The organism is Enterobacter sp. UPMP2061 (assembly GCF_053709615.1).
Genome location: NZ_JBSKJP010000004.1, coordinates 263395 through 289047, shown reverse-complemented (window position 1 = coordinate 289047; position 25653 = coordinate 263395). Strand labels below are relative to the sequence as shown.

Below are 25653 nucleotides of genomic sequence, written 5' to 3'. Positions count from 1 at the left end.
CAGGCATTCCATGAAAGCGCACTAATTCCTCAATATCAGGCTGCAGACCGGTCATAAGAGGCTAATAGTTTTGCAAAATATCCACCAGTTTGGGTCAAATCACTCTGTCGGTTGGTGTGCATACTCGGTGAAAGGACCTGCAGATATTTAAGATGGCGGATAGCTTGTTACAGTGCCGCTGATGACATTCCGACCCTGTTGCCGTCCGGGTAAGATAATACCTCTGACAGCGGTCATAAAAGCCCAACATAATTGTCTTTCGAGCCATATATTAATCGCTCATCGCGCTCTCTTTTTCGAAGAGGTGTCACTTAATCATGATCGGTCAGTACAAAAAGACAGTGCTTTTCCAAATCCCGGACGGTTGTATGCGAAAACGGTGAAGCTCAACAAATGGTGTCATCGCTGTGCAATGCTCTGCGGGCTCATTGTTTCAGTTAACTGTTTGGTTACAGCTTCAATGAAGTATTTCAGTTAATTCACAGCGAGGGTTTGAGGAAACCACGCTGTGATTACCCAACGCTCATCCGGAGCATCCGGATTGAACTGTCGCTGGAGCTTGTTGGGCGACACGATACTGGCCTCGCCTTTACATGCCCTCGGGCTCCGGTATCCGACCTGAGCCTTTATCCCGACACGTTTCATCAGTCGCCAGACTCTGTTCACTCCGCACTGTTGCCCGCTGTCCCGCAGATCCAGATGGATTTTGCGATAACCATAGACGCATCCCGATTCCAGCCAGAACTGTTTAATCTGTCCTGTCAGTCTCAGGTCTGCCTGATGGCGTTGTGAATGCGGCTGCTGAAGCCAGGCGTAAAAACCACTGGGATGTTCATCCAGCACCCGACAGAGCAGGCGAACAGGCCAGCAACAGGTGTTGTCACGAATAAAGGCGTACCTCAGTCGGACAGCTTTGCGAAGTACGCCGCGGCTTTTTTTAATATGTCCCGTTCGTCGGTAACCCGCTTCAGCTCTTTCTGAAGACGGCGGATCTCGGCCTGAGCATCTGACTGTTCTTTATTAGTGGAAGAATCCGGACCGTAGTTCTTTATCCAGGCGTAAAGGCTGTGGGTGGTGATATCGAGACGCGTTGCAACGCTGGCAACAGAATAACCGCGATCAACAACCTGTTTGACTGCTTCAATTTTAAACTCTTCGGGATAACGCTTACCGCTCATGGGCACCTCTCTTTAAGCCATCTTAAATGACTCTGAGGTGTCTGTTAAACCCGTGGCGATTCACCTCGCGTCCTTCCGTTCAGTATAGCCTCAGTCCCTGACACCACCCGAGAACGGAATGACGTCCCCTTTCTCCCTCCCGGTGTTGCGTTCAAGCTCCCTGACATACTGCTGTAAAAGTATAAGGTTATGTAACAGCTCTACATTTTCAGCCATCATCTTTTTGATTTCTTCCCTCAGCTCATTTCTCTGACGGCGATACTTTTCTTTCAGCTTGATCTGCTGCTCAATGCCCTGCTCATCAACCGGCGCGGTGCCCTGGCACGTTTTTTTCAGACTGCGGATAGCCTCCCTGACCTGCCTGTACTCAGGACAGTTATAATTCAGGGTGCCGTTTGCCAGCCCCGCTCGTTTTTCCACAGCATACTGGCTGATACGCTCCCCTGATAACATCAGTTCCCTCAGGGCCTGCTCTGCTCTTGCCTGTGTTTTTTTAACCCCCGACTGTTCGTTCGTCATGCTCTATTCATCCTTTTCAAAAAAGCGGACAGCATCTGCATAAAAATCTCTCTCAAGCATCAGAAAATCCCTGTCAGCCTGAGGAGCATTATTTCGCACGGCAATCTCCAGAAGGTTGTCATAATGAGCCATCCTGCGTTTCCACACGGGAACAGAATCAGCTCCGGCCAGCATGTTCTCACATCCCGGATTGCAGGACGCTGACTGAACAACCGCCTTAAACTCGCAGTCATGGCCATTCATGCAATAAAAACCGTTTCCAAGAGATACCAGTTTTTGCCCGCCTCGTTTAGCCATGCTCATCGCTTTTTTCAGTGTAGGAAACGTCATCTGATGTAAGTGCCCACCTCTCTGGGACATCAGTAACTTCCCGCCTTCGCCATAAAGCAGGCCTTCATGCTGATAAGAAACAGCCCTGGAAGCTGAGAGTTCGGTATCAACCCTTTCAATCTCGGCAGCGAATGCCTGAGGGATCGCCCGGCTAAAATGCGAAGCGTTGAGTGCACCGGACATATACCACTCCGTCATGCCTCTGATTAAGTGCTTAAACTGCCGGATAAGATCATTAGTAGAAATCAGATCAAGACGCCTGAGGTGTACAGCAAGTGAACGGCGAAACTGATGGGTTCGCAATGGCCAGAAAGCCCCCTCCCGAATCTCCATCGCAACGCGTTCATCATCACGTATGTTTGGATTTAAAAGCCTGAACTCATCAATATGGTCACGTCGGATGAACAGATGGTGTCTTTTCACAAATTTCTTTGCCCACTCAGTCTGGCGCTGCGTCCCCATAAAAGAGAGTTTTTGCTCCGAGAACCACGACCTGATATTTAAAGACAATGGAACATTGTCCAGCGTCTTCCCGTCCAGGCCTGTCATGATTTGATTAATTCTGCGTAAATGCTGAAAAGGCTTTTCCACATAGCGACAAACAACCCAGTCTTCGTGACTTCCACCTTCCGGGGCGAACTTATGCAACACCGAACGAAGTCCCAGGATATCACCATCATAAATCAGTGAACCGTGCATCACGCCAAGCACTTCGCTGTGTCTCATCCCCGACATGGCCTGTATCACATTCATGACTTTTAACGTCAGCTCAAAATGCCAGGTGTTCAGCTTTATGTGATCAACGCCAATAAAATCAGATCTCCAGCGCTTATTTTTATGTACCGAGAACCAGCCCTGCATCCCGGGGCCAAGTGTCGCGAAAAGCGCCCGAATTTCCCCGGCAACAATATTGTAGTAATACGCGGCCCGGTAATCCGGTATGCTTTTTGCTGTCCCTCTTTTACGGGCTTCCAGCATCGACGTATAGTAAGGCGAATCATAAAAACCGTTTATGATAGCGCACAGCCGGGAAAACCCGTCAAAATCGAAATCACTGATTTCAGCATCCAGTTCAGTAATCAGCCCTTCCCAGACAGACATCATAAGACTGAAAGGCATACAATATGTCTGGTTTGAATCATCCACACTGTTGTAACTGTCGAAGCTAATATCAGGAAAGTAACCGTATTTTCGAAGACGGGTATGACCTGTCAGCGAGATATCCGCCAGGTCCATAAAGTAATTACGTAATGTTCTTTCAGAACGCTTCCTGCCGTGCTCATCCTCCTCCTTCATCTTTACAATGAAAGCATTCCGGACAAGCGGAAAACGAAGCTGAAACAGACTGCGATACCCCATAGACTCAATAATACGGGCTCCCGCCACAATGTTTGCACATTTCCGGATCAGTGACTGCGTCTTCGCGGTCCTGCCGACAATCCAGAGCAGGCTGGCTGAGATGATTTTGGCTTCAAGACGCAGTTCAGGATCCCGTATGCCTGAAAAATTAACGGTTCTTAACGTTTCACCAATATGGGTTCTGACATAGCGATTGGTCCAGACATCATCCCTGAAATAAATATTCAGCGTCTCCTCATTGATAAAACGCATATCATGTTCATCTGAGCTGGCGATAACCAGGCAGTTATTCAGACGTTCAAAGCTTTTGTTTTCTAGTGCCTCACAGATGATATCCTCAGTCGGAAACTCATCCCCTGAACGAAGCGGCGTTCCGGCAGGAAACTCCGCCATTCGACTACGGCTTACCTCTTTTTTCTTCAAATCTGCCATACCGGAGCCACACCTTCTCGCTGAAGTTTAACGCGCGCTTTTTTCAGGGTCGCCTCATCTACCAGCCCAAGCCGTAAATCAATCTTCAGGAGTAACGTTTCATAACGCTCCACAGCATTGACCGAACCGATGTACAACGGTTTTCCATACTCGATAGCATGCCTGAATGACAGCAGGAGCCATACAGACTCCAGCGTTTCCACAACGCAACTTTTTGAACATTCGACACAATGAGAAAAATCCGCACAAGCCTTTGGTGTCCGGCCAAATCGTTTTTGCTTTTTTATAAAGCGCAATTCAATATCTGTAGGCGGCTCCTGCGATCGACATCCCAGGCCATTCAATAAAAGATCCACACCCTCATCGCTTCCACGCAGATCGATCCCCAGCTCATCAGCAACTTTTACCCGCTCGGATAACGCACGTGTCGCAATCCCCTGATTCATAAGCGTATCAAGTGCAGCACTGAAGTTTTCCTTCGCCCCCTGTGGGTTACCTGCAGCATAATTCCGCCTGTAAGTGCCCCAGTTATGCTGTGCTTTTTCCGCCGTAATCAGACCATTCTTTAATGTTCTGTCCGTATACTGCTCAGACGTTTTGCGCAAGCCAGAAACGGTAATTGATGGAAGCGAGGGATTAAGCTGCCGCATCGTGGCCCACGCCCCCTCAGAGTTAGAAAATTTAGTCAGATGACTGGGATTAAGAGAATAAAGCTTACGGAATTTCACCTGCGGCTCACTCAGAAACAGCGCCTGTACCGGAGGGAAGTTATCTGCGGAAACCAGATAGTTAACGATGTCGTCCCTGAGCCTGATAAAAGACAGAAACCAGTAATAGCCCGCACGTTTGGTCACATACTCCGATTTACCTATCGTCAGACGTATATACTTATTCGCTCTCCCCTTATAAACATAATCAGTGCTGATACCCTTTTCATCCAGATGTATATCATCCCGCGTCAGACCCAGAACCTGAGAGGTGTTTCCCCATGTGTGGTAACAGAACAGAAAAAAAGAAGTAAGAAAGTAATTTTCCAGAACGTCCCTGATGATGATCTCTGCCCTGCTGACCCCGTTCTCTCCCGGATACCGGAAATACGCTTCATAAACAGGTGCCAGCAAAGACGGTGAGAAATGCCGCACCCCTTTTTCCGATTTAGCGATATGCTCCCGGATACATCCCGCAAGGAACTCATTCATGGATGACAACTGCCTCAGGATCTCGGAAAGTTCATTCCTGGTATAGCTATCCCTTCCCTGCTGCTGATACGTTCCTTTCGGTAAGAATTCATATTCATACCGCCTCTGAATCTGCCCGCCCGTAAGCAAAAACCGGTTGACCACGGACAAGTAGTGTCTTGCCATCCTGACTGAAATTTTTCGCCGACGAATATCGTTCATGAGATGTTTAATATACATTTCAACGCCTTCAGCCGTGCCATAGTCATACTGATTGACTGACTGCCATATAAAAAACATATTGAGATAACGGAAAATGGTTAACCTTCCGGCGGGACGGTAAGACAGAAGAAATCGTTTCAGAGAGGCAATAAAATCGCGTTTTTCAGGGCGGGCAAGATGCGAATGTTCACTAAACCATCCGGGGAGCAACACATAATCTGAAAAATGAGCCTGAAGATAAACGTCAAGTAAATAATATCGGTTCAGATCCCGCTGAGTGATGTGTCCGCTGACCGTCTCCCATGACAGCACATTTTCGGCCATCCACGTTATCTGCGTTTCACTCCGGCTCATATATGGCTCCATCGCGACCTGCAGCACCGTCAATCAATGCGTCCATGACCCCGGCGACTGCATCAGAAATCTGGTTTTGCTGAAGAAAGACGATGTATTTCATCGTCGTATTTTCGCTTTTATGGCCCATCCAGTATTTTACTGTACCCAGCGCATTTGCGGCCTGATCGGGATAGCAACTCAGTGCCGAGCGTAAAAAATGGGTCGCAAACGTTGCCCGCAAATCATGGGGTTTATGTCTGAACACATTTCCCGGAGCAGACCGGGCCAGGCGATGGCGAAAACTGTACCAGCGGGAGTAAAAGGCTTTTTCAGACATCCGTTTCCCGTTTGCCATTAAAAATAAAGGCTCGTGCCGCCCTTCCCCACCCTGTCGTGCACGCCATTTTTGGATCTTCTTTTCATACTCCTCATCCGCCAGATAATCCAGAACCTGCTCGTACAATCGTCTGGTGATGAAGAGTTCTCGCGTCATCCCAAACTTCGTATGAACTCCGCATCTCGGACCAATATGAAGCCCCCTGATGGTCAACTCAGATACAGGGACACTGGCAAGGTACTCTTCAGTAAAGAGTGACGACGGCAGGGTCAGCATTTCATCCAGCCGTAGCCCACAATTTTTCATCAGCACAATCATTAAACTGAACAACCCGGACTCAGATTTCAGTGCCTCATCCAGGATATGAACCTCTGCATCATTCAGTGGGTTGATTGTCCTTTTTGTTGTGCTGGTTATCCTGATGGCAAGATCCGAACTTATCACCTTGCGTCGCCCGTCAACGACTTTTTCGACCAACGTAAAAAATGAGCTGGCAGCCAGCTCACCACACTTGCCCAGAAATACGTAAAACCGTCGGATAACGCTGATGTACACCGCCGCGGTGGATGAGGCGATGCGCCCCTGCCTTACGGCCCCCAGAAGATACTCCCTGAAGCCATATGTAGGGCTTTGGTATTTCAACGTTCCCGGGGTGAAAGGGTCAAGTCCGTTATCCTCCAGCCACCTTATCCAGCGTAAAAATGCCCGGGCTAAAGGCTTTAAATCCCTGGCCTGCAGGATAGCTTTATCCATAAGATAAAAGTGTACATATCGGCTCAGTTTTCGATTCTGGATGCCGCTAATATAAGGTATTTCAGCATACAGAAATCCGGGTTCAAATTTCAGTTTCGGCTCTGTTGCATCCAGTTTGCTGACACGCCCATAACGCGCATGAATGTTAGTGATTATCCTCACAGTCTGTCGCCCTGAAACGCCACCTCATGCCTACACTATAAATCCGGAAGAAGAAAAAACAAACAACCAGGTTGCCGGGAGTGAATATGCAAATCAGGAGGAAAGTAAAAGATGTAACGACACCATCACGATGCAATACATTGACCTCAACACGTTACCCGGACCATACGTGATAAACATCACAAATCCTTTGAGTGAAGAACTTAAGATGTGATTTTCATTTCCCGGCACAAACCGTGCCCTTAAAAAACAGGCAACGGATACATCTTAATGCCAGAAGTAAACCTTAATTGATTGAATACAGCCTGAGTCCATTGCAAAAATAACACACAGGGTAAATTCGCATATACAGAACCCAACGAAAAGCAAAAGAAACCTGTAACACATTTCGTTTACCTGTCACTTTCAATTGTAAAAGCCAGCAGAAAAAGCGCATATAACTATATTTATCCCTGCGGGGACTTTTGTTTGTGCTATATATTTTTTACAGAGAACCGCAACGCGTCCAAACACAAGAATATATTTACCTCTGGAAAATGGTCTGACTCCCTTTCACGTGGTTGTAGTGACCTGTTCTGTGATTCATGTAATGTCTTTTCTGGATGAGGAAAATATGTCATCACTGATATTTTATACAGACGAAGCACAAGCACTGATTGTAACAGATACCCTTGCCGTCACCGATAATGGGGAGCCGTTATCTTTTGTTTCCAAAGCAGGTTACATCCCCCAGCTAAGAACCATCATAGCAGGAACGGGGGCAGGTGGATTTTCTAACACCTGGTTGCTTGAAGCATCAACCAGAATGGTCGTATCAGGTATACAAAATCTCAATTATCATACATCGGCCTGTCTAAGGAGGCTGTGGAAACAATACAAGCATGACCATGCAATTCCCTCTTCTTCAACGGTGACAACCAGTGTTTATCAGTTCGCAATTTGCGAGGAAACAGGAAATATCGTTTCGTTCGCCTATCGCTCAGTCCATGATTTCGAATCAGAGCAATTACAATACGGAACAGGAGTAAAACCTGAGTGCCAAATCTTGGATGGGGATTTGTTGCAGACAATTCCTGTAATGATGAATGAACAAAGGGCTATACAGGCGACATACCCACACCCGGAACGGATCCATATTGGCGGTGAGATGATTGCGCATTATCTGACATCATCTATGTATCAATGCTTTAAGATTGGGGAATTTGAGGATTTCAGAACTCAGGGAGAGTATATATTGAGCAGGATTTAGGCAAAACGCGGTTCAGATAAAGTGCTTTTAACAGGCTTGCTGAACATTAAAAGGATATCTCTCAATTACGATGAATAGCTTGAATTCTAAAAATAGAAAAGTAGAGTTTAACTCTAAATACATAAAAACAAGAGTAAATGAGCACCCGCCGAAGCAGCCGCGCATGATGTTGATTGAGAAACGGATCATCTCGTACGCCGGAATACGGCTGTTGCCATATGACGGATGCGGCACACGCTTGTACGGCAGAGCAAAGACGCTGTCCATCTCTTCGGTAGAGAGCGGGATCGCCGGTGGGTTAACCCAGATATAGCGCTCGCCGTGCTTTTGCATCAGAGCGCGCGCGCAGCCGGGGTTGGTTTCATGGTGTAAGATGCGCGATGCGTGGGCGTAGAGTACTTTATCGCTTTTTACTTTTTCGTAAGACGGCAGCAGCACATAGGTTTTTTCCCACGGCTTCGGACGCGGCGGCTGCACCACCACGGCCTTTGCTTCCGCTTTCTTCGGCTCAACCGGTTTGTTATCCGCGCACGGCAGATCGTCACCGTACGGATGTGGGATAGGGTCGATTTTGCCCGGCATATCGATAATGCGGGAATCCACCCCGCTCCAGCCCGGCAGCGCCTCTTTCACCATGATCGCGGTGTTGCGCACGTCGCGGATCTCGCTGACCGGTTCACCCTGCGCCAGGCGATGCGCCACCTCCACCAGCGGACGCTCGCCGTTGCCGAAGATCAGCATGTCGGCTTTCGAATCCACCAGCACCGAACGGCGCACGGTATCAGACCAGTAGTCGTAGTGTGCGGTGCGGCGCAGGCTCGCCTCGATGCCGCCCAGGATCACCGGCACGTCTTTCCATGCTTCTTTGCATCGCTGGGTGTAGACGAGGGTCGCGCGATCGGGACGTTTACCCGCCACGTTGTCAGCCGTGTAAGCGTCGTCATGGCGCAGCTTACGGTCGGCGGTATAGCGGTTGATCATCGAGTCCATGTTGCCCGCGGTCACGCCGAAGAACAGGTTAGGCTTGCCCAGACGCATAAAGTCGTCTTTGCTGTTCCAGTCAGGCTGGGAGATGATCCCCACGCGGAAGCCCTGGGCTTCAAGCATACGGCCACAGATCGCCATGCCAAAGCTCGGGTGATCGACATACGCATCGCCCGTCACCAGAATGATATCGCAGCTGTCCCAGCCCAGTTGATCCATCTCTTCCCGGGACATCGGCAGGAACGGCGCCGGTCCAAAGCAGGCTGCCCAGTACTGGGGCCAGGAGAAGAGGTCGCGATCCGGCTGGATCAGGGAAATAGCGCTCATAATGCTTCCGAAGAAAAAATAGACAAAAGGAGCGGGATTATACGCTGGTTTACCGGGGGAAATGAAGGGGTATTGTGCGGGCTGTTGCCCTCACCCCAACCCTCTCCCACAGGGAGAGGGAGAAAGCTTTTTATGGTGCCGGATTCACCAGCATCTGCCCTACCGATCCCCTGTCCATCATCTCCAGCGTCTGGCTGTGGAACAGGAACGGGAAGTGCGGCCAGGAAGGCTGGCCGTAGTAGACGAGCAGTTCGACCTGGCCATCCACCCAGACGGTATCTTTCCAGCCCCTGTCTTCCGGGAACGGCATCGCCCCGTTGACGTTGCGGATCAGGAATGACACCCCTTCAATATGGAACGACTGCGGCATCTCCGAGCGGACGGTCCAGCGCTCCCATGTTCCCTGTTGGGCGGTGATATCAATGCGGTTTACGTCCCACAGCGAACCGTTGATGCCCGGATCGTCGCCAAGGCTGATATCGCGACTGCGTACTGCCGGGCCGGTCACAATCTCCTGCGGCAGCAGGCGCATCGGCAGGCTGTCGGTCACCAGCGGCAACAGGCCGGTCGGGCGCAGCGTCAGCACCAGCGTGGAGACCAGCACGCTCGACGGTTCAAAGAAGCCGCGAATACGGTCAACAATGCTTGCCGCTTCGCCGCAGGTCACGGACACTTCATCCCCGTTGGTCATATCCACGAGGATCTCACGACGTTCGCCCGGTGCGAGCGCCAGCTGTTTTACCGACACCGGCGCAGGTAATAACCCCTGATCGCCTGAAATCACGTGCAGCGCGCGGCCGTCGCTCATCTGCAACTGGTAGCGGCGCGAGTTAGAGGCATTCAGCAGACGCAGGCGCACCCAGCCACGAGACACTTCGACATACGGGCTTTGCGCGCCGTTAACCAGCAGCGTATCGCCCACAAAACCACCGCTGCCCGGCTCGCTGTACTCCGGGGTACCAAAGTTATCCAGCCGCTTGTCCTGAATAATGATCGGGAAATCATCGACGCCGTAGTGATTCGGGATCGGCAGCGTTTTGCTGACCTCATCTTCAATCAGCCACATTCCGGCCAGGCCGTTGTAGACCTGCTGGGCGGTGCGGTTCGGGGTATTGGCGTGATACCACAATGTCGCCGCGCTCTGACGAATCGGGAGGACGGGCGCCCAGTCGGCATTCGGCGACATCATGCGTGCCGCGCCGCCAATCAGCGGCCCCGGAACCTGCAAACCACTGACGGTCATCGCGACATTTTCCGTCGTACGGTTACTGTAGATGAGCTTAACGTCATCGCCATTCCACACGCGAATGGTCGGCCCGAGGTAGCGTCCGTTAATGCCCCATACCTGCGCGCGCGTTCCCTGGGTAAAGGACCAGTGGCTACGCTGAAGCGTGAGGAATAGCGGCTGCCCGCGACGGGATTCAATCAACGGCGGAATAGGCAGCGGCTGTTGCTGCCCGGCGGCGCTGGCTGTCCGCGGCATCGCACCCGCACAAAGGGCGATACCCGAAGCCTGAATAAACTGACGCCGACTGAGTGACATATAAGCTCCATCTGAAACGACTAACAACGCGGGAATTCGTTTTCCCTTACACGACACCGGGTCAAATCTTACCGGCGGCTTCTCGCTCTGCAACTTCTTTATCGAGCTGCGCAATATGCTGAGCCATCAGCTCGCGGCAGTGCGTGGCCAGCTCGCGCACCTGGTCTTTACCGTATTTTGAGGTATCTACCGGCGGCAGCATTTCGACAATGACCAGTCCGTTATTCAGACGGTTAAGATTAATCTTATTCGATGTATTGGAAACACACACGGGAATAATTGGAACGCCTGCCGCAATTGCAGCATGAAACGCGCCGGTCTTAAACGGCAGCAGGCCGCGACCACGGCTGCGCGTCCCTTCCGGGAACATCCAGATGGAAATCCGGCGCTTTTTAAACTGATCCACCACTTCCGCAATGGTGCCATGCGCTTTGGCGCGGTTGTTACGGTCAATCAGTAAGTTACCGGTGAGCCAGTACAGCTGACCGAAAAACGGGATCCACAGCAGGCTTTTTTTACCCACGGTTACGGTCGGCGGAAGAACAATATTTGAGGCCGTCACCATATCGTAGTTGTTCTGATGGTTAGCGATATAGATGGCGTTACCGAAATTCTCCGCCCCTTCAGGCAGACGCTTTTCAACCTTCAGGCCAAACAGCGGCGCAAGACGACCAAACATGTGGCCAAACGTCGCGACATGCTTTGGGTTACGCGGGCTGAACAGGCAATAAATCGATCCGAAAATACAGACCAGAATGCAATAAATAACGGTAAGAATGAGACGAACAATGTATAGCATAGCGACCTCTGAAGCCCTGACAGCTGACAATTATACTTCACCTGTGGCCAGGTAAGGACTTTATTACGAGCGCGTATTGTTAATCGCAACGCACGAATTAACAACGTTTTTACGGGAAATTTTATGGTAATTCCCCCTCCGGAAAGAGGGGGGATGAAACAGGTTACTCTTCGCTGTCGTCCGCTTTGCTGCGCGCCGGCGAGTCGATCTCCACGCGGTCGATTCGCTGGAGGCCGCGCATCAGTGAGCCGCGACGTCCACGCTCACCCACCACCTTCTGCAACTCTTCCGGACGCAGTTTGATTTTACGCTTGCCGACATGAATGGTCAGCGTGCTCTGCGGCGGCAGCAGGAAGAGATGCGCGAGGCCATCGACGCCTTTTGCCGCTTCCGCTGACGGGATACTGATGATCTTGTTGCCCTTCCCTTTCGACAGCTCCGGCAGATCGCTGACCGGGAACATCAGCATGCGTCCGGCAGCGGTGATCGCCAGCAGCATGTCGCTTTCGTTCTCGATGATCAGCGGCGGCATGACGTGTGCGTTATCCGGCAGGCTAATCAGCGCCTTACCAGCACGGTTACGCGACACCAGATCGTTGAAGGTACAGATAAAGCCGTAGCCCGCATCAGACGCCATCAGCAGTTTTTGATCGTCGGCCTCCATCAGCATATGGTCCACCGTGGCGCCCGGCGGCAGCGTCAGCTTGCCAGTTAGCGGTTCGCCCTGGCCGCGCGCAGACGGCAGCGTGATCGGGTCGATGGCGTAGCTGCGGCCCGTGGAGTCGATGAACGCCACCGGCTGGTTACTCTTGCCCTTCACCGCCGCCTTGAAGCTGTCACCGGATTTGTAGCTCAGACCCGGCGCGTCGATATCGTGGCCTTTGGCGCTACGCACCCAGCCACTCTGGGAAAGCACAATGGTCACCGGCTCGGACGGCAGCATGTCGTGCTCGTTCATCGCCTTCGCCTCTTCGCGCTCATGCAGCGGAGAACGACGGTCGTCGCCAAAGGCGTCGGCATCGGCCTGCAACTCTTTCTTCAGCAGGGTGTTCATCTTGCGCTCGGATGCCAGAATCGCCTGAAGCTGATCGCGCTCTTTTTCCAGCTCGTTCTGCTCGCCGCGGATCTTCATCTCTTCCAGTCTGGCGAGATGGCGCAATTTCAGTTCGAGGATCGCTTCGGCCTGGGTTTCGCTGATGCCAAAGCGCGACATCAGGGCAGGCTTAGGTTCGTCCTCGGTACGAATGATCTCGATCACTTCGTCAATGTTGAGGAACGCCACCAGCAAACCTTCGAGGATATGCAGGCGCTTAAGCACTTTTTCCAGACGATGGTTCAGACGACGGCGCACCGTATCGCGGCGGAAGGCCAGCCATTCGGTGAGGATCTCCAGCAGGTTTTTCACCGCCGGACGACCGTCCAGACCAATCATGTTCAGGTTGATGCGGTAGCTTTTTTCCAGATCGGTAGTGGCGAACAGGTGGTTCATCACCTGCTCCATGTCCACGCGGTTAGAGCGCGGCACGATCACCAGACGGGTCGGGTTTTCGTGGTCCGATTCGTCGCGCAGGTCGTCCACCATCGGCAGCTTTTTATTGCGCATCTGGGAGGCGATCTGCTCCAGCACCTTCGCACCGGACACCTGGTGCGGCAGCGCGGTGATCACCACAGCCCCGTCTTCTTTGGTCCACACCGCGCGCATGCGCACGGAGCCGCGACCGTTCTGGTAGATTTTGCGGATTTCCGCGCGCGAGGTGATGATCTCGGCTTCGGTCGGGTAGTCCGGCCCCTGCACAATATCCAGCAGATCGTCCAGCGAGGTTTTCGGCTGCTCAATCAGGGTGATGGCGGCTTTTGCCACTTCACGCAGGTTGTGCGGCGGAATGTCCGTCGCCATGCCCACGGCGATACCGGTCGTGCCGTTCAGCAGGATGTTCGGCAGACGCGCAGGCAGCATCTTCGGCTCCTGCATCGTACCGTCGAAGTTTGGCACCCAGTCGACCGTCCCCTGCCCCAGCTCGCCCAACAGCACTTCGGCATATTTAGACAGGCGGGATTCGGTATAACGCATTGCCGCGAAGGATTTCGGATCGTCCGGCGCCCCCCAGTTCCCCTGGCCATCCACCAGCGGATAGCGATAAGAGAACGGCTGGGCCATCAGCACCATCGCTTCATAGCAGGCGCTGTCGCCGTGCGGATGGTATTTACCCAGCACGTCGCCGACGGTACGGGCGGATTTCTTAAACTTGGCGGTAGCATTCAGTCCCAGTTCGGACATCGCATAGACGATGCGGCGCTGAACGGGCTTCAGGCCATCCCCGATAAACGGCAACGCCCTGTCCATGATGACGTACATGGAGTAGTTCAGGTAGGCGTTTTCCGTGAATTCATGTAGCGCGAGGCGCTCTGCCATATCGCTCATTACGTGTGATTCCTCAACTCAGAAACCGATGGGTTTCAGGCAATATTGCCGCAGATACTACCTCATCTGGCGAGTTGAGTCACAAAGAAAAAGGGCCGCATAAGCGGCCCTTTCCGGGTTATTTGTTCAGCTTGATAACCTGCTTCACGTCGATTTCAAACTCGTTCCAGTCTTTATCGATTTTACCCTGGAGTTCGACTTTATCCTGGGGCGTCACCGTCACGCCGTTCCAGCGCTTGTGGTCGATCTCCACCACCACCGTGCCGCTCTCATCGCGGAAGGTGTAACGGTCATCGGACAGGCGCTCGGTAATGTTCCCGCGCAGCTTCACCCAGGCATCGTCCTTCAGGTCTTTCACTTTAGCCGCGGTGGTGAGGTTGGCGTTGTTATCGACAAAGCCACCCTGCTGGGTTTGCGTCTGGTTCTGTGTCGCAGATGGGCCAGAGAAGCCACCCTGTGCAGCAAAGACAGGGGCCGTGGTCATCATCATGATGGCAGCAATTGCAGCGAATTTTTTCATCTTTATCTCTCCCTTTAATGTCGTTTCACAATCCATTAAACAGGGTAAACCTTAACAACTTCTTAAGGGGAAAATTTATTTATTTTTACTGTACAGCAGGCGCTTGCAGAAGGTTTACTGACGGCATCAAGGAGGAAATATGCGCATTTTACTGGTAGAAGACGACAGGCTCATCGGCGACGGCATCAAAGCGGGCTTAAGCAAAATGGGCTTTAACGTGGACTGGTTTACCGACGGTAAAACCGGGCAGTCGGCCCTGTACACCGCGCCGTATGATGCCGTGGTGCTGGACCTGACGCTGCCAGAAATCGACGGGCTTGAGATCCTGCGCGCCTGGCGCGAAAGCGGTAAGAGCGAACCGGTGCTGATCCTGACCGCGCGGGATGCGCTGAATCAGCGCGTCGAAGGGTTACGCCTGGGGGCGGATGATTACCTGTGTAAGCCGTTCGCGCTGATTGAAGTGGCGGCCCGCCTTGAAGCGCTGATGCGCCGCAGCCACGGTCAGGCGCGCAGCGAGCTGCGTCACGGCAAGGTCACGCTCGATCCGGCAAGCCTTGTCGCCACACTGGAGGGCGAAACGCTGGTGCTCAAACCCAAAGAGTTCGCCCTGCTGGAGCTGCTGATGCGCAACGCGGGCCGCGTGCTGCCGCGCAAGACCATCGAGGAGAAACTCTACAACTGGGATGATGACGTCTCCAGCAACGCCGTCGAAGTCCACGTTCATCATTTACGCCGCAAGCTCGGCAGCGAATTTATCCGCACCGTGCACGGCATCGGTTATACCCTGGGTGACGCATGAAACTGACCCAACGCCTGAGCCTGAAACTGCGCCTGACGCTCCTCTTTTTGCTGCTGTCCCTGGCGGCCTGGTTTGCCGCAAGCGTGGTGGCCTGGCACCAGACGACCGACAAGCTCGATAAGCTGTTCGATACCCAGCAGATGCTGTTTGCCAAACGGCTGCTGACGATGGACGTGGACGAACTCCGCGCCCCGGAACGCATGCGCGAGGTACCGAAAAAAGCCAAACACGGCCATCTGGACGACGATGCGCTGGCCTTCGCAATCTTCAACGCCGACGGTAGCATGGTGCTTAACGACGGCGAAAACGGGCGCGACATACCTTACCTCTACCGCCGGGACGGGTTTGATGACGGTCGGTTGCAGGATGACAACGACGAATGGCGTTTCCTGTGGCTGACTTCTCCGGACGGGAAATACCGCGTGGTGGTTGGCCAGGAGTGGGAGTACCGACAGGATATGGCGCTGGACGTGGTCAGCTCGCAGCTGACGCCGTGGCTGGTGGCGCTGCCCGTCATGCTTTTGTTGCTGATTGTTCTGCTGAGCCGGGAACTGAAACCGCTGAAAAATCTGGCGCGGACCCTGCGCTCGCGCTCGCCGGATGCGACCGATACGCTACCCACCCACGGCGTGCCGACGGAGGTTCGCCCGCTGCTTGATGCGCTTAACCATCTTTTCGCCCGTACGCAGGAGATGATGGCCCGCGAGCGCCGCTTCACCTCGGATGCCGCCCATGAGTTGCGCAGTCCGCTGGCCGCGCTGAAGGTGCAAACCGACGTGGCGCAGCTTTCCTTTGACGATCCCGGGGCGCAGTCTAAAGCGCTGGGGCAGCTGCATGCGGGTATCGACCGCGCCTCCCGGCTGGTGGACCAGCTTCTCACCCTGTCGCGCCTGGATTCACTGGATAATCTTGATGACGTCGAACCCGTGATGATGGCCGATTTGCTGCAATCCGCGGTGCTGGATATCTGGCATCCGGCGCAGCAGGCGGGCATTGATATTCGGCTCAACGTCAACGCGCCCGAGGTGATACGTCACGGACAGCCGCTATTGCTTAGTCTTCTGGCGCGTAACCTGCTGGACAACGCCGTTCGTTACAGCCCGCGCGGCAGCGTGGTGGACGTGACGCTGAATACCCAAAGTTTTACCGTGCGCGACAACGGCCCGGGCATTTCAACCGATGCGCTGGCGCGTCTCGGCGAGCGCTTTTATCGTCCACCGGGCCAGGACGCCACCGGCAGCGGTCTGGGGTTGTCTATCGTCAAGCGTATCGCGGCGTTACATGGGATGCGCGTCTCGCTGGGCAATGCGCCGGAAGGGGGCTTTGAGGTGACCGTCAGCTGGTAGCCATTATTGCGCTCAGCGCAAAAGACTTTGCACATTTTGCTTATTTTTCCGCTCCGTCCTCGCGCGTAGAATACCCGGCATACTCTCAGCATCGAGGACAAATAATGAGCAATATTCTGATTATCAACGGCGCGAAAGAATTTGCGCACTCTAAAGGCCAACTGAATGACACCCTGACCGAGGTCGCGGATGGTTTCCTGCGCGACGCCGGACATGATGTTAAGGTCGTGCGCGCGGACAGCGATTACGACGTGAAGGCCGAAGTGCAGAACTTCCTGTGGGCCGACGTGGTTATCTGGCAGATGCCGGGCTGGTGGATGGGCGCACCGTGGACCGTGAAAAAATACATGGACGATGTGTTTACCGAAGGTCATGGTTCGCTGTATGCCAGCGACGGCCGCACCCGCTCAGACGCGTCTAAAAAATACGGTTCCGGCGGCCTGATTCAGGGCAAGAAATACATGCTCTCCCTGACATGGAATGCCCCGCTAGAAGCGTTCACTGAGCAAGATCAGTTCTTCGAAGGCGTGGGCGTAGACGGCGCGTATCTGCCGTTCCACAAGGCGAATCAGTTCCTGGGAATGGAGCCGCTGCCGACCTTTATCGTCAACGACGTGATTAAAATGCCGGACGTCCCGCGCTATATCGCAGAATATCGCAAGCATCTCGCGGAAATTTTTGCTTAACTGGTAGCCTGGAATTAGAAGGAGTTAATTATGCTTACCGTTATTGCTGAAATCCGTACGCGTCCTGGCCAACATCACCGCCAGGCGGTACTGGATGAGTTCGCGAAGATCATCCCGACCGTACTGAAAGAAGAAGGCTGCCACGGCTACGCGCCGATGGTGGACGCCGCCACCAGCGCAAGCTTTCAGGCGACCGCACCAGACTCAATCATCATGGTTGAGCAGTGGGAAACCGTCGCGCACCTTGAAGCGCATTTGCAGACCGCGCATATGAAAGCGTGGAGCGACGCGGTGAAAGGGGACGTTCTGGAAACCCACATCCGTATTCTGGAGCAAGGGGTTTAATTTCTGTGAAATTTGCCGGGTGGCACTGCGTTTACCCGGCCTACAAAACCTGACTCGTAGGCCCGGTAAGCGCTAGCGCCACCGGGCTTTTTGTATCATCTTAATACTCAACTGCTATGCTTATTCTGACTTCATTGTTAACAGGAGGATGGAATGGGACTTTTTAACTTCGTAAAAGAAGCAGGCGAAAAGCTGTGGGATAACCTGACCGATCATAAAGGTCAGAGCGACAAAATCACCGAGCACCTCAAGAAACTCAACATTCCCGGTTCCGATAAGGTTCAGGTTAACGTCACTGACGGCAAGGCCAGCGTGACGGGCGACGGGCTGACGCAGGAGCAGAAAGAAAAAATCCAGGTCGCCGTCGGCAACATTGCGGGCGTCAGCGAAGTGGAAAACAATATCACCGCCACGGATGCCAAAGATGAAGCCACCTACTATACGGTGAAATCCGGCGATACCCTGAGCGCAATCTCTAAAACCGTGTACGGCGATGCCAACCAGTACAATAAGATTTTTGAGGCTAACCGCCCAATGCTCTCCAGCCCGGATAAGATCTATCCCGGTCAGACGCTGCGTATTCCGAAAGCGTGATCGATAAGTCGGGGGTTACCCCCCGACTGTTTTTACCAGTACAGTTTCCAGCTCTGCGTAAAACGCACCAGTGCCTCAACGTAGAAGTAATCGCCCCAGCTCGCGCACTCATCCACGCCTTTATTGCTCGCCAGGTGATACACCGAGTGCTTAAGCAGCCCGTTGCCCTTCTCTTCTTTGCCCATCAGATAGTGCTTTGTCAGCGAGGACATAATCCCTTTCGCCCATTCGAGGTAACGTTCGCGATCCGGATCTGTGACCGGCAGATGTTTCACCAGCTCCAGCAGTCCACACACCGCAATTGCCGCCGAGGAAGAATCACGCAGTGCGTCGGTGCCCACCAGCGCCAGATCCCAGTGGCAGACGTAGTCTTCCGGCAGGCGATTGAGGAAGTAGTTCGCCAGCCGTTTTGACAGGGCGATCATCGTTTCGTCGCCGGTATAGATATAGCTCAGCAGGAAACCGTAAATGCCCCAAGCCTGCCCGCGCGACCAGCAGGAGTCGTCGGCGTAGCCCTGCTGGGTGTTGCCGTAGCGCGGTGCGCCGGTTGCCACATCCATATAGTAGGTGTGGAAGGTGGAGGCATCGTCACGAATGAGGTACGTCGCGGCCTGCATGACGTGCGCTTTTGCAGCGTCGGCAAAGCGCGGATCGCCCGTCTGCTCCGTTGCCCAGTAGAGCAGCGGCAGGTTCATGTTGCAGTCGATGATCATCCGCCCGGCCTGCTCCGGATCGGAGAGATCGCCCCACGCCTGGATGATTTTCGCCTTCTCGTGGAAACGTTCCAGCAGGGCTTCCGCCGCCAGCAGCGAGAAGCCGCGCGCCTCACGATTTCCGGTCAGCCGCCACGCGGCTACGCAGGAGAGCGTGTAGAGGAAGCCTAAATCGTGGGTGTTGGTGTCGTTGCGCCCGGCGATGCGCAGGCCAAACGAGCGCACGTGTTTTTCGGCCATCGCACGGAATTTTTCCTCGCCGCTCATCTCCCACGCCAGCCACAGCTGCCCGGTCCAGAAGCTGGTGGTCCACTCCACGTTGTCAGTCAGCGGGTAAAAACCGTTCTGACAGGTTTCCGCCGGGAATTTGTCGCCGAACTCCGTTAAATGACGGCTAATCAGGTCGAGAACGTGGCTGCGCGCCGAATTCAGTTCATCGCTGAATGCGCGGGAGTCAACGGGCGCAGCGATAACAGGCAGACGTTCTTCTTTGATACGACTTAACATATTTCGGTTCCTTCTTTGACGGCGTAATTTATCGTGTTGGCGTTTCTGCTACGTTCAGCGCACGAGCCCCGCGCCATTTGCTCTGACAGGCGGATAACGTAAAAGCAGAAATAAGGGTAAAGGTCAGCGCCGTTGCGCCCATGATGATATAGGTGTGCTCAAAGCCAATACGGTCATACATATAGCCGGCAGGGGAAGAGACCACCACGTTGCCAACGTAGAGCATCGCCTGATAGCCGAGTAAATACATGGTGGCATTGACACGCTTGTCGAAATGCTCGGCGATATATTTAAATACCGACACAAGCAGGAGACAAATTTCCAGACCGTACAGCGGCTTAAGTACTGAAATTAACAGGTGTGAATCACACATGCCGGAAATAATCAGACGCGCCCCAACCACCAGCCCGACAATTAACAGCCCGCGTTTGGCGCCAATAAAGTTCACAAACAACGGGACCACCATATACATGACAAATTCCATGCCCGACTGTACGGTCCCGAGATAGCCGAATACGGCGTTGCCCTCATGAATATCATCGAAGAAGGTGACGAAATAGCGCGAGAATTGCTGTTCGGCGATAAACATCATCCACGCCACGCCCGCCACGTACAGGCAGAAGGCCCAGAATTTACGGTTACGCAGCAGGGCGTAAACGTCGGACGGGGCAATTTTCTCTTTCGTCAGCACCTCGCCTGCGTGAGCGGAGTTAGTGTTCACTTTCAGGCTCAGCAGGACAATCAGCATCACCACCGACGCCACGCTGCCGAGAATAAAGTTATACGCCGGTGAGAGGTTGAACAGCAGGCCGGAGAAAGATGACGCCACCGCCCAGCCGAGCGATCCCCACATACGGATCTGCCCGAACTCCATGCCATTCAAACGGCTAAAGCGGTCGGAATAGGATTCACACGCCGCCACGCCCGCGTACCAGGCAAAGCTTAAATAGAGCGCGCCGATAATAATCCCCAGCAGGGTATTAGACATTAACAGCGGCTGGTAAACATAAATAAAGAATGGCGCCATCAGGGCCGACATGATCACCACAAAATAGAGCAGATATTTGCTCATGCCGATCTTATCGAGAATATAGCCGTAGATCGGCTTGAGAATAACGGAGAATATCCCGTTCACCGCAAAGACGGTTCCAATCACCGATCCGCTCAGGTTGGCTTTCTGACCGAGCCAGATTGCCAGCAGACCAATACTGGCAGACCAGGTAAAGAAATAGAGAAAGATAAAGCTGCTGATTTTGTAATATTCAGTTCTGTTGGTTGTCGATGTGCTTTTCATATCATCCTCGCCGGGGTGTAGGGCCAGATTTTTATAATGTGAACGACAGCTTACGTTCGCTTCCGGGTTCGCTAATCACGACCTGGTTATGGGTTATATTCAGCTGCGGCGTCGCCGCAGCGGGCTGTTTTCCGCCAGCCAGAACGGCGCAACAGAGCCAGCTTTCCCCTTGCGGGAGGTCAGCTTTTAACAGCGGAATGGAGGCACACTCCGCAAACATAATGCTGCTGTTCGGCGGCGTGACGATGCTGTCTGGCTGGCGATGAATGATCGGCGAAAGATCGACAATGACGCTGCTGCCGTTTTCAGCCAACAGATAACAACCGCGTTCGCGCACCTGGTGGGCGGTTTTCATCACCGCAAAGCCGCCCTCGACGGTTTGCAGAGTGCGCGCGCTGTTGATACGGTGCAGGCGCAGGTGCCACTCCCCGAACGGGATCTGCCAGGTCGCAATCTGCACGTCGCGCCACGGCGACCAGCGCGAGAAAATGTAATTTTCATCCACCCGAACCTCTTCGCACTCGCGACGACCGCGGAAATAGTCATCTCCGTCCGCCAGCAGCAGCATGGAATCGCAGGCGGCATGCTTCAGGCCAAAACGCCCGCGCTCAAGGGTGAATCCGAAGCGGCTGGAGTAGGCAAATTTGGTGTATTTCGCTTCGGTGTTGACGTAGTTGTTCAGCTCCAGCTGACCGGCGGTGAGCATGACGACGTGCTGCGAATCTTTCGAATGCATCAGGATCTGCTGCGCATGCGGAATCACATGTTTTCCAGCAAGCGCGGGCAGCGGTTGTTCTTCCGCCTGCCAGAACGGGTGTGCTTCCGGCAGCGCCAGGATCAGATAGGTTTTCAGCGCCCAGTACGGTGAACCGGGGGAGTTGTAATCCTCGCACATCGCCAGGTTCGGATACGCAAAGCCGAGGGTGAGAATACCGTCGCGATCGACAATCGACTGCTGCTGCCACCAGCGCAGATGCCGCAGCACAATGCCCTTCACGATGCCCGGGGTGAAGACGTCCAGTTGAGAAAAGGCCACCGCGCTCCAGAAGGCAACCATGGCAAAGCGGTAGGTCAGGCTGCGGCCAAACGGCACCGAGGCGCCATCGGCGGCGGACCAGTAGATAAAGTCTTCCGCGAACAGACGCGAGCGCTCGCGCAGCACCTTCGCCCTCGCCTCGTCGTCACTCAGCGTGGCGTAAATCAGGCCGTAGAAATGGAAAGCCATGGAGATGTAGTAATCTTTCGGGCGGCCGGGACCGTCGGAATACCAGCCGTCGCCGAGGTAGTAGGCGTCCATCAGCGCAAAGCGGTGGTCAATGGCGGCCCGATCGTACGGCAGGCCGGCGCGCTTAAAGCCGAGCTGGACCATAATGGCAAAATAGTTCCAGTTGCTGTCCGGCATCTGCGCGTCGGTGATTTGGTTGAGCCACGCGTGCAGGTTCATCACCTCGCGCCCGGTAAAGTGCGCGGTGAGTTTATCCCCCAGCAGAGCGAGCCCCAGACCGTAGGCCGCCATCTCCACCAGACGCTGATCGTACGGGCCGGTTTCACCCCAGTAGCCGCTGCTTTGCGGGTCGGTACCAAGCTTAATGGCAGTAAGGTACTTCTCGCTGAACGGCGTGCTTTCGCCGGACGCCATCAGCGGAAACAGACCCCAGAGCGCGCGAGAAAGTCCCTCCATCTGCGCAATATCCGCTGTGTAATGGGCGCAGGTGTCGCCCAGCGGGAATCGTGAAAGGTTCGCCGGAAATTGCGTGTCCAGCGCCTGTAAAAGTGCATACAACGACGCCACTACCTCCTGGCGTGAAGACAACGGATTTGATTTTTCTTTGTTTGCCGCCCACATCGGTTCGCCCTCGTAATCAACTGCGGCAAAGCATAGTGAATCCGCAAGGGGCAGAAATGTTAGCCATGTCACAGGCATGAACGATGAATAAACCTCCAGTTGAGAAAATTTAAAAAGGTGGTTTATAAAGACGATCAGACGGGAAAAAGTTGAGTTTTATTGCACTATGCGCGACACGCCGACATCCGACCTTCTGGAACTGATCGCCCTGAACGATACCGTGGCCTCGTTCAGCCGCCTGTTTGCCAATACGGTGCGCTACCATCACTGGCATCAGTGTCTGGAGATCCTCTATGTGGAAGAGGGCTTTGGCGTGGCGATTGTCGATAATCGTCACTACACCATGCGCCCCGGACGACTGTTTTTCTTCCCGCCTTTTACGCTGCATAAGGTCATGGTGGACGAACAGGCGGAGGCAATTTACCGCCGCACCATTATTCATCTCGACCAGCACGCGGTGCTGAAGATCCTGCGGGATTTTCCCCAGACCCGGCAGCGCCTGGAGCGGCTGTCACGCCGTGGCGGCGAAGCGTGGGTCGCCGATTTAGCCCACTGTCACCACCATATCGACCATCTCTTTAGCTGCTATAAACCGCCGATGAACGGCGAGAGCATCGCCAGCCTGCTGATCGGCCTGTTCGCGATGCTGCCCGACGATCGCGACGGCGAACCGGGCAACAGCCAGGGGATCGCCAGCCAGGTCATGTTCTGGCTCGACGAGCATTATCAGGAGAAATTTCGTCTGGATGCGCTGGCCGCAGAGCTGGGTAAATCGCGCAGTTACGTATCGCGAAAATTCCATGCGGAAACGGGCGAAAAAATTCACGACTACCTGAACACGCTAAGGTTGCGTAAGGCGTGCGAGTGTTTACTCCACACGGATTCGAGCGTGCGAGACATTGCCGCACAGGCGGGATTTTCCGACGTGACGTGGTTTATCAGCGCGTTTAAAAAGGGGATTGGCGAGACGCCGTTGCAGTACAGGAAGAACCATCGTGCGGTTTGACGCCCTCACCCCAGCCCTCTCCCACGGGGAGAGGGGGAAGATCAACCGCTCTTTTTCCCCGGCTTTAATCCGCGATGTAACTCGTTGATGCGCTTCATCGACTTGATGGTGCGCTGCGGCTCGGTGGAGGCGACGGACAGAATAATCATCTCCAGGCACAGCAGCACCGTGCCGTGCAGCGGGATTTTGCCCTTCTCGCCGCCGCGCGGGACGTGGATCACTACGCTTGCCTCTTTGCTAAAGCGCGAGTCCGTGGCGTTGGTCAGCAAAATGGTGGGAATACCCAGGCGCTTCGCTTCGCGCAGCGTGGTCTGCCCCTCCCGGTGCGCGGATTTTTGCGCCATCATTACCAGCACGTCACCGCGCTGTAGGGCAATCAGCTGTTCGGCGAGGCCAATACCGGTGCGGTTGAGCGGGATCGCAGGCAGGCCTATACGGCTAAACAGTCGCGAGGTGTACTCGGCCAGAATGCCGGATGCGCCAATGCCAAAAATAGCGACCTGTCTCGCCTGCGCCAGCAGCGACACGGCCTGCGCCATCGCGTAGCGGTTGCCCGGTTCGGACAACACCGCGCAGGTGTGCTGATGGCCTTCCAGCACAAAATCGATGCTCGCGTCGACGTCGCTGGTAAGCGTGTTTACCGTGGTGGACATCTTCTCGCTGGAGGTGACCACCGGGCCAAACCACTGCTCCAGGGTCTGCTTGAGATCCCGCAGCCCGCCAAACCCAAGCGCCTGAATGGCACGCACCACGGTGGCGTCCGAGGTGTGTAGCACAGCGGCAATCTCCATTGCCGTCTGCTCCATAACCGCTTCACGATTTTCATTGATATAGCTCGCCACCTGCAGCAGACGCGGCGTCAGCTGGTGCGCCCGCGAGCGGAGGCGGTCGCCGTAGACATCAATTTTTCGGATCATCGTGCGGCCTCCGGCAGCGGACGGCCCGCTATCTGCGACTGCACCTGCGCGGCCATCAGCCCCAGCGAGGCAAATGAATTTGAGATCGCTTCCTCGCGGGAGATGAGCACGTAATGCCCGGTTCGGCAGGCGTTGAGAAACTGACACCAGCCCGGCATCACCGCATCCATCGCCGCCAGCTCGTCCTGCGGTTTTCCGCCAGTGTCCCCGCGCCAGGTGGCAAAGACAAAATCAGCATCCAGCTCCGGCAGGCGCTCGGCGCTGACGTCGATGCGCCCGCCCTCCGGGATGCTCTCAATCAGCGGCGGGAACCTGAACCCTGCGTCGCGCAGCACGCGCCCAAGCGAGTGGTAGCTGTGCATGGCGTTGATTTTGCCCTGATTGGCCTGAATCACCGAGACGGTCAGTTTGCTCGTATCGATGGTCGCCTTTAGCGCCTCGATCTGCTCCTGATAGCGACGCTCCAGAATCTTCAGCCGCGCCTCTGTCCCGGTAAGCTGCGCCAGCTTGCGGTAGATCTCCGGCGCACCGCCGTCGAGGTGATCGATACTCACCGTCGGGGCAATTTTTTCCAGCTGTTCGACCGGCGTGTTGCGGGTCGGCTCGGTGATGATAAGATCCGGCTTCGCCGCGGCGATGGCTTCAATATCGATATCCGCGGTGCCGATGAATGTGATGTCGGAATTATCAAAATCGATGCCCGTCAGCATACCGCTGGAACGCAGAAAATGGCTGCCGTCCGGTCGGGTGCGGCCATGGCTGGCAACCGGCGGTACGCCAAGCTCGATCAGCGGAATGGTGATATCCAGGTCGTGCAGGGACACAATCCGCTTCGGGTTAACCGGCACCACCACGTTGCGGTTCAGGTCGTCAGTAAACGTCTGCGTTGGCTCTGCGGCTCCTACAGCAAAACCCACCAGCACCAGCATTGCAAAAAATACGCGCATTTT

Annotated in this window: 20 protein-coding genes and 2 pseudogenes; 7 read left to right on the top strand and 15 right to left on the bottom strand. The window is 54.3% G+C overall.

Annotation, left to right across the window (positions count from 1 at the left end; genetic code table 11):
- Positions 1-489: 489 nt before the first annotated feature.
- From ACWKXX_RS11970 to ACWKXX_RS11950, 5 genes and pseudogenes are all read right to left on the bottom strand, one after another.
- Positions 490-1178 (bottom strand): annotated as a pseudogene (locus tag ACWKXX_RS11970) (IS3 family transposase); the annotation flags it as partial.
- 90 nt (positions 1179-1268) lie between these two features.
- Entirely contained in the window at positions 1269-1697 is a 429-nt protein-coding gene (locus tag ACWKXX_RS11965) for a hypothetical protein (protein ID WP_017384060.1), read from the bottom strand.
- 3 nt (positions 1698-1700) lie between these two features.
- Positions 1701-3818, bottom strand: a complete 2118-nt coding sequence (locus ACWKXX_RS11960) for a hypothetical protein (RefSeq protein WP_017384059.1) — start codon at positions 3816-3818, stop codon at positions 1701-1703.
- The gene (locus ACWKXX_RS11955; protein ID WP_007897920.1) at positions 3806-5572 is read right to left on the bottom strand and encodes a hypothetical protein; all 1767 of its coding nucleotides are present in this window, start codon (positions 5570-5572) and stop codon (positions 3806-3808) included. Before ACWKXX_RS11955 ends, ACWKXX_RS11960 begins: the two co-directional genes overlap by 13 nt.
- Positions 5559-6806, bottom strand: coding sequence for a tyrosine-type recombinase/integrase (locus ACWKXX_RS11950; RefSeq protein ID WP_007897923.1), 1248 nt, complete (start codon positions 6804-6806; stop codon positions 5559-5561). Before ACWKXX_RS11950 ends, ACWKXX_RS11955 begins: the two co-directional genes overlap by 14 nt.
- A gap of 613 nt (positions 6807-7419) precedes the next feature.
- On the opposite strand from ACWKXX_RS11950, the gene ACWKXX_RS11945 reads away from it, so the two are divergent.
- Positions 7420-8055, top strand: coding sequence for a hypothetical protein (locus ACWKXX_RS11945; protein ID WP_012477419.1), 636 nt, complete (start codon positions 7420-7422; stop codon positions 8053-8055).
- 135 nt (positions 8056-8190) lie between these two features.
- On the opposite strand, the pseudogene ACWKXX_RS11940 reads toward ACWKXX_RS11945, so the two are convergent.
- From ACWKXX_RS11940 to ACWKXX_RS11920, 5 genes and pseudogenes are all read right to left on the bottom strand, one after another.
- Positions 8191-9366: pseudogene (locus ACWKXX_RS11940) on the bottom strand (YgiQ family radical SAM protein); the annotation flags it as partial.
- Positions 9367-9496: 130 nt separating this feature from the next.
- Positions 9497-10909 (bottom strand): cell division protein FtsP, encoded by a 1413-nt coding sequence (gene ftsP / locus ACWKXX_RS11935; protein WP_017692665.1) that lies wholly within the window; start codon positions 10907-10909, stop codon positions 9497-9499.
- Positions 10910-10970: 61 nt separating this feature from the next.
- Complete coding sequence (gene plsC, locus ACWKXX_RS11930) at positions 10971-11708, bottom strand: 1-acylglycerol-3-phosphate O-acyltransferase (RefSeq protein ID WP_003862497.1); 738 nt, start codon at positions 11706-11708, stop codon at positions 10971-10973.
- Positions 11709-11871: 163 nt separating this feature from the next.
- Positions 11872-14130: a DNA topoisomerase IV subunit A gene (gene parC, locus ACWKXX_RS11925; protein WP_015571873.1), complete on the bottom strand. Its 2259-nt coding sequence runs from the start codon at positions 14128-14130 to the stop codon at positions 11872-11874.
- Between the two features lie 118 nt (positions 14131-14248).
- Complete coding sequence (locus ACWKXX_RS11920; RefSeq protein WP_003862501.1) at positions 14249-14650, bottom strand: YgiW/YdeI family stress tolerance OB fold protein; 402 nt, start codon at positions 14648-14650, stop codon at positions 14249-14251.
- Between the two features lie 139 nt (positions 14651-14789).
- Between ACWKXX_RS11920 and qseB the strand changes: the two genes are divergently transcribed.
- The 5 genes from qseB (at position 14790) to lysM (ending at position 18420) form a co-directional block, all read left to right on the top strand.
- Entirely contained in the window at positions 14790-15449 is a 660-nt protein-coding gene (gene qseB / locus ACWKXX_RS11915) for a quorum sensing response regulator transcription factor QseB (RefSeq protein ID WP_045911487.1), read from the top strand.
- On the top strand, positions 15446-16795 hold the full coding sequence (gene qseC / locus ACWKXX_RS11910; protein ID WP_261665990.1) for a quorum sensing histidine kinase QseC: 1350 nt from the start codon (positions 15446-15448) through the stop codon (positions 16793-16795). The genes qseB and qseC overlap by 4 nt, the downstream gene beginning before the upstream one ends.
- A gap of 104 nt (positions 16796-16899) precedes the next feature.
- Positions 16900-17481, top strand: coding sequence for an NAD(P)H-dependent oxidoreductase (locus tag ACWKXX_RS11905; protein WP_015571876.1), 582 nt, complete (start codon positions 16900-16902; stop codon positions 17479-17481).
- A 30-nt stretch (positions 17482-17511) separates the two neighbouring features.
- Positions 17512-17826, top strand: coding sequence for a putative quinol monooxygenase (locus tag ACWKXX_RS11900; protein ID WP_003862506.1), 315 nt, complete (start codon positions 17512-17514; stop codon positions 17824-17826).
- 153 nt (positions 17827-17979) lie between these two features.
- Positions 17980-18420 (top strand): peptidoglycan-binding protein LysM, encoded by a 441-nt coding sequence (lysM, locus tag ACWKXX_RS11895; protein ID WP_003862507.1) that lies wholly within the window; start codon positions 17980-17982, stop codon positions 18418-18420.
- Between the two features lie 32 nt (positions 18421-18452).
- On the opposite strand, the gene ACWKXX_RS11890 is transcribed toward lysM, so the two are convergent.
- The 3 genes from ACWKXX_RS11890 to ACWKXX_RS11880 are packed head-to-tail and all read right to left on the bottom strand — an operon-like array spanning position 18453 to position 22780.
- Positions 18453-19640, bottom strand: coding sequence for a glycoside hydrolase family 88 protein (locus ACWKXX_RS11890; RefSeq protein ID WP_032103344.1), 1188 nt, complete (start codon positions 19638-19640; stop codon positions 18453-18455).
- Positions 19641-19668: 28 nt separating this feature from the next.
- Positions 19669-20934 (bottom strand): oligosaccharide MFS transporter, encoded by a 1266-nt coding sequence (locus tag ACWKXX_RS11885; protein ID WP_261665989.1) that lies wholly within the window; start codon positions 20932-20934, stop codon positions 19669-19671.
- Positions 20935-20965: 31 nt separating this feature from the next.
- On the bottom strand, positions 20966-22780 hold the full coding sequence (locus ACWKXX_RS11880) for a DUF2264 domain-containing protein (protein WP_196063896.1): 1815 nt from the start codon (positions 22778-22780) through the stop codon (positions 20966-20968).
- A 166-nt stretch (positions 22781-22946) separates the two neighbouring features.
- Between ACWKXX_RS11880 and ACWKXX_RS11875 the strand changes: the two genes are divergently transcribed.
- Complete coding sequence (locus tag ACWKXX_RS11875) at positions 22947-23786, top strand: AraC family transcriptional regulator (protein ID WP_196063897.1); 840 nt, start codon at positions 22947-22949, stop codon at positions 23784-23786.
- A 41-nt stretch (positions 23787-23827) separates the two neighbouring features.
- Here ACWKXX_RS11875 and ACWKXX_RS11870 read toward each other — a convergent pair whose 3' ends face one another.
- Together ACWKXX_RS11870 and ACWKXX_RS11865 are read right to left on the bottom strand one after the other, a co-directional pair.
- Positions 23828-24703, bottom strand: coding sequence for a MurR/RpiR family transcriptional regulator (locus tag ACWKXX_RS11870; protein WP_015571883.1), 876 nt, complete (start codon positions 24701-24703; stop codon positions 23828-23830).
- Complete coding sequence (locus ACWKXX_RS11865) at positions 24700-25650, bottom strand: iron-siderophore ABC transporter substrate-binding protein (protein WP_015571884.1); 951 nt, start codon at positions 25648-25650, stop codon at positions 24700-24702. Before ACWKXX_RS11865 ends, ACWKXX_RS11870 begins: the two co-directional genes overlap by 4 nt.
- Positions 25651-25653: the final 3 nt, after the last annotated feature.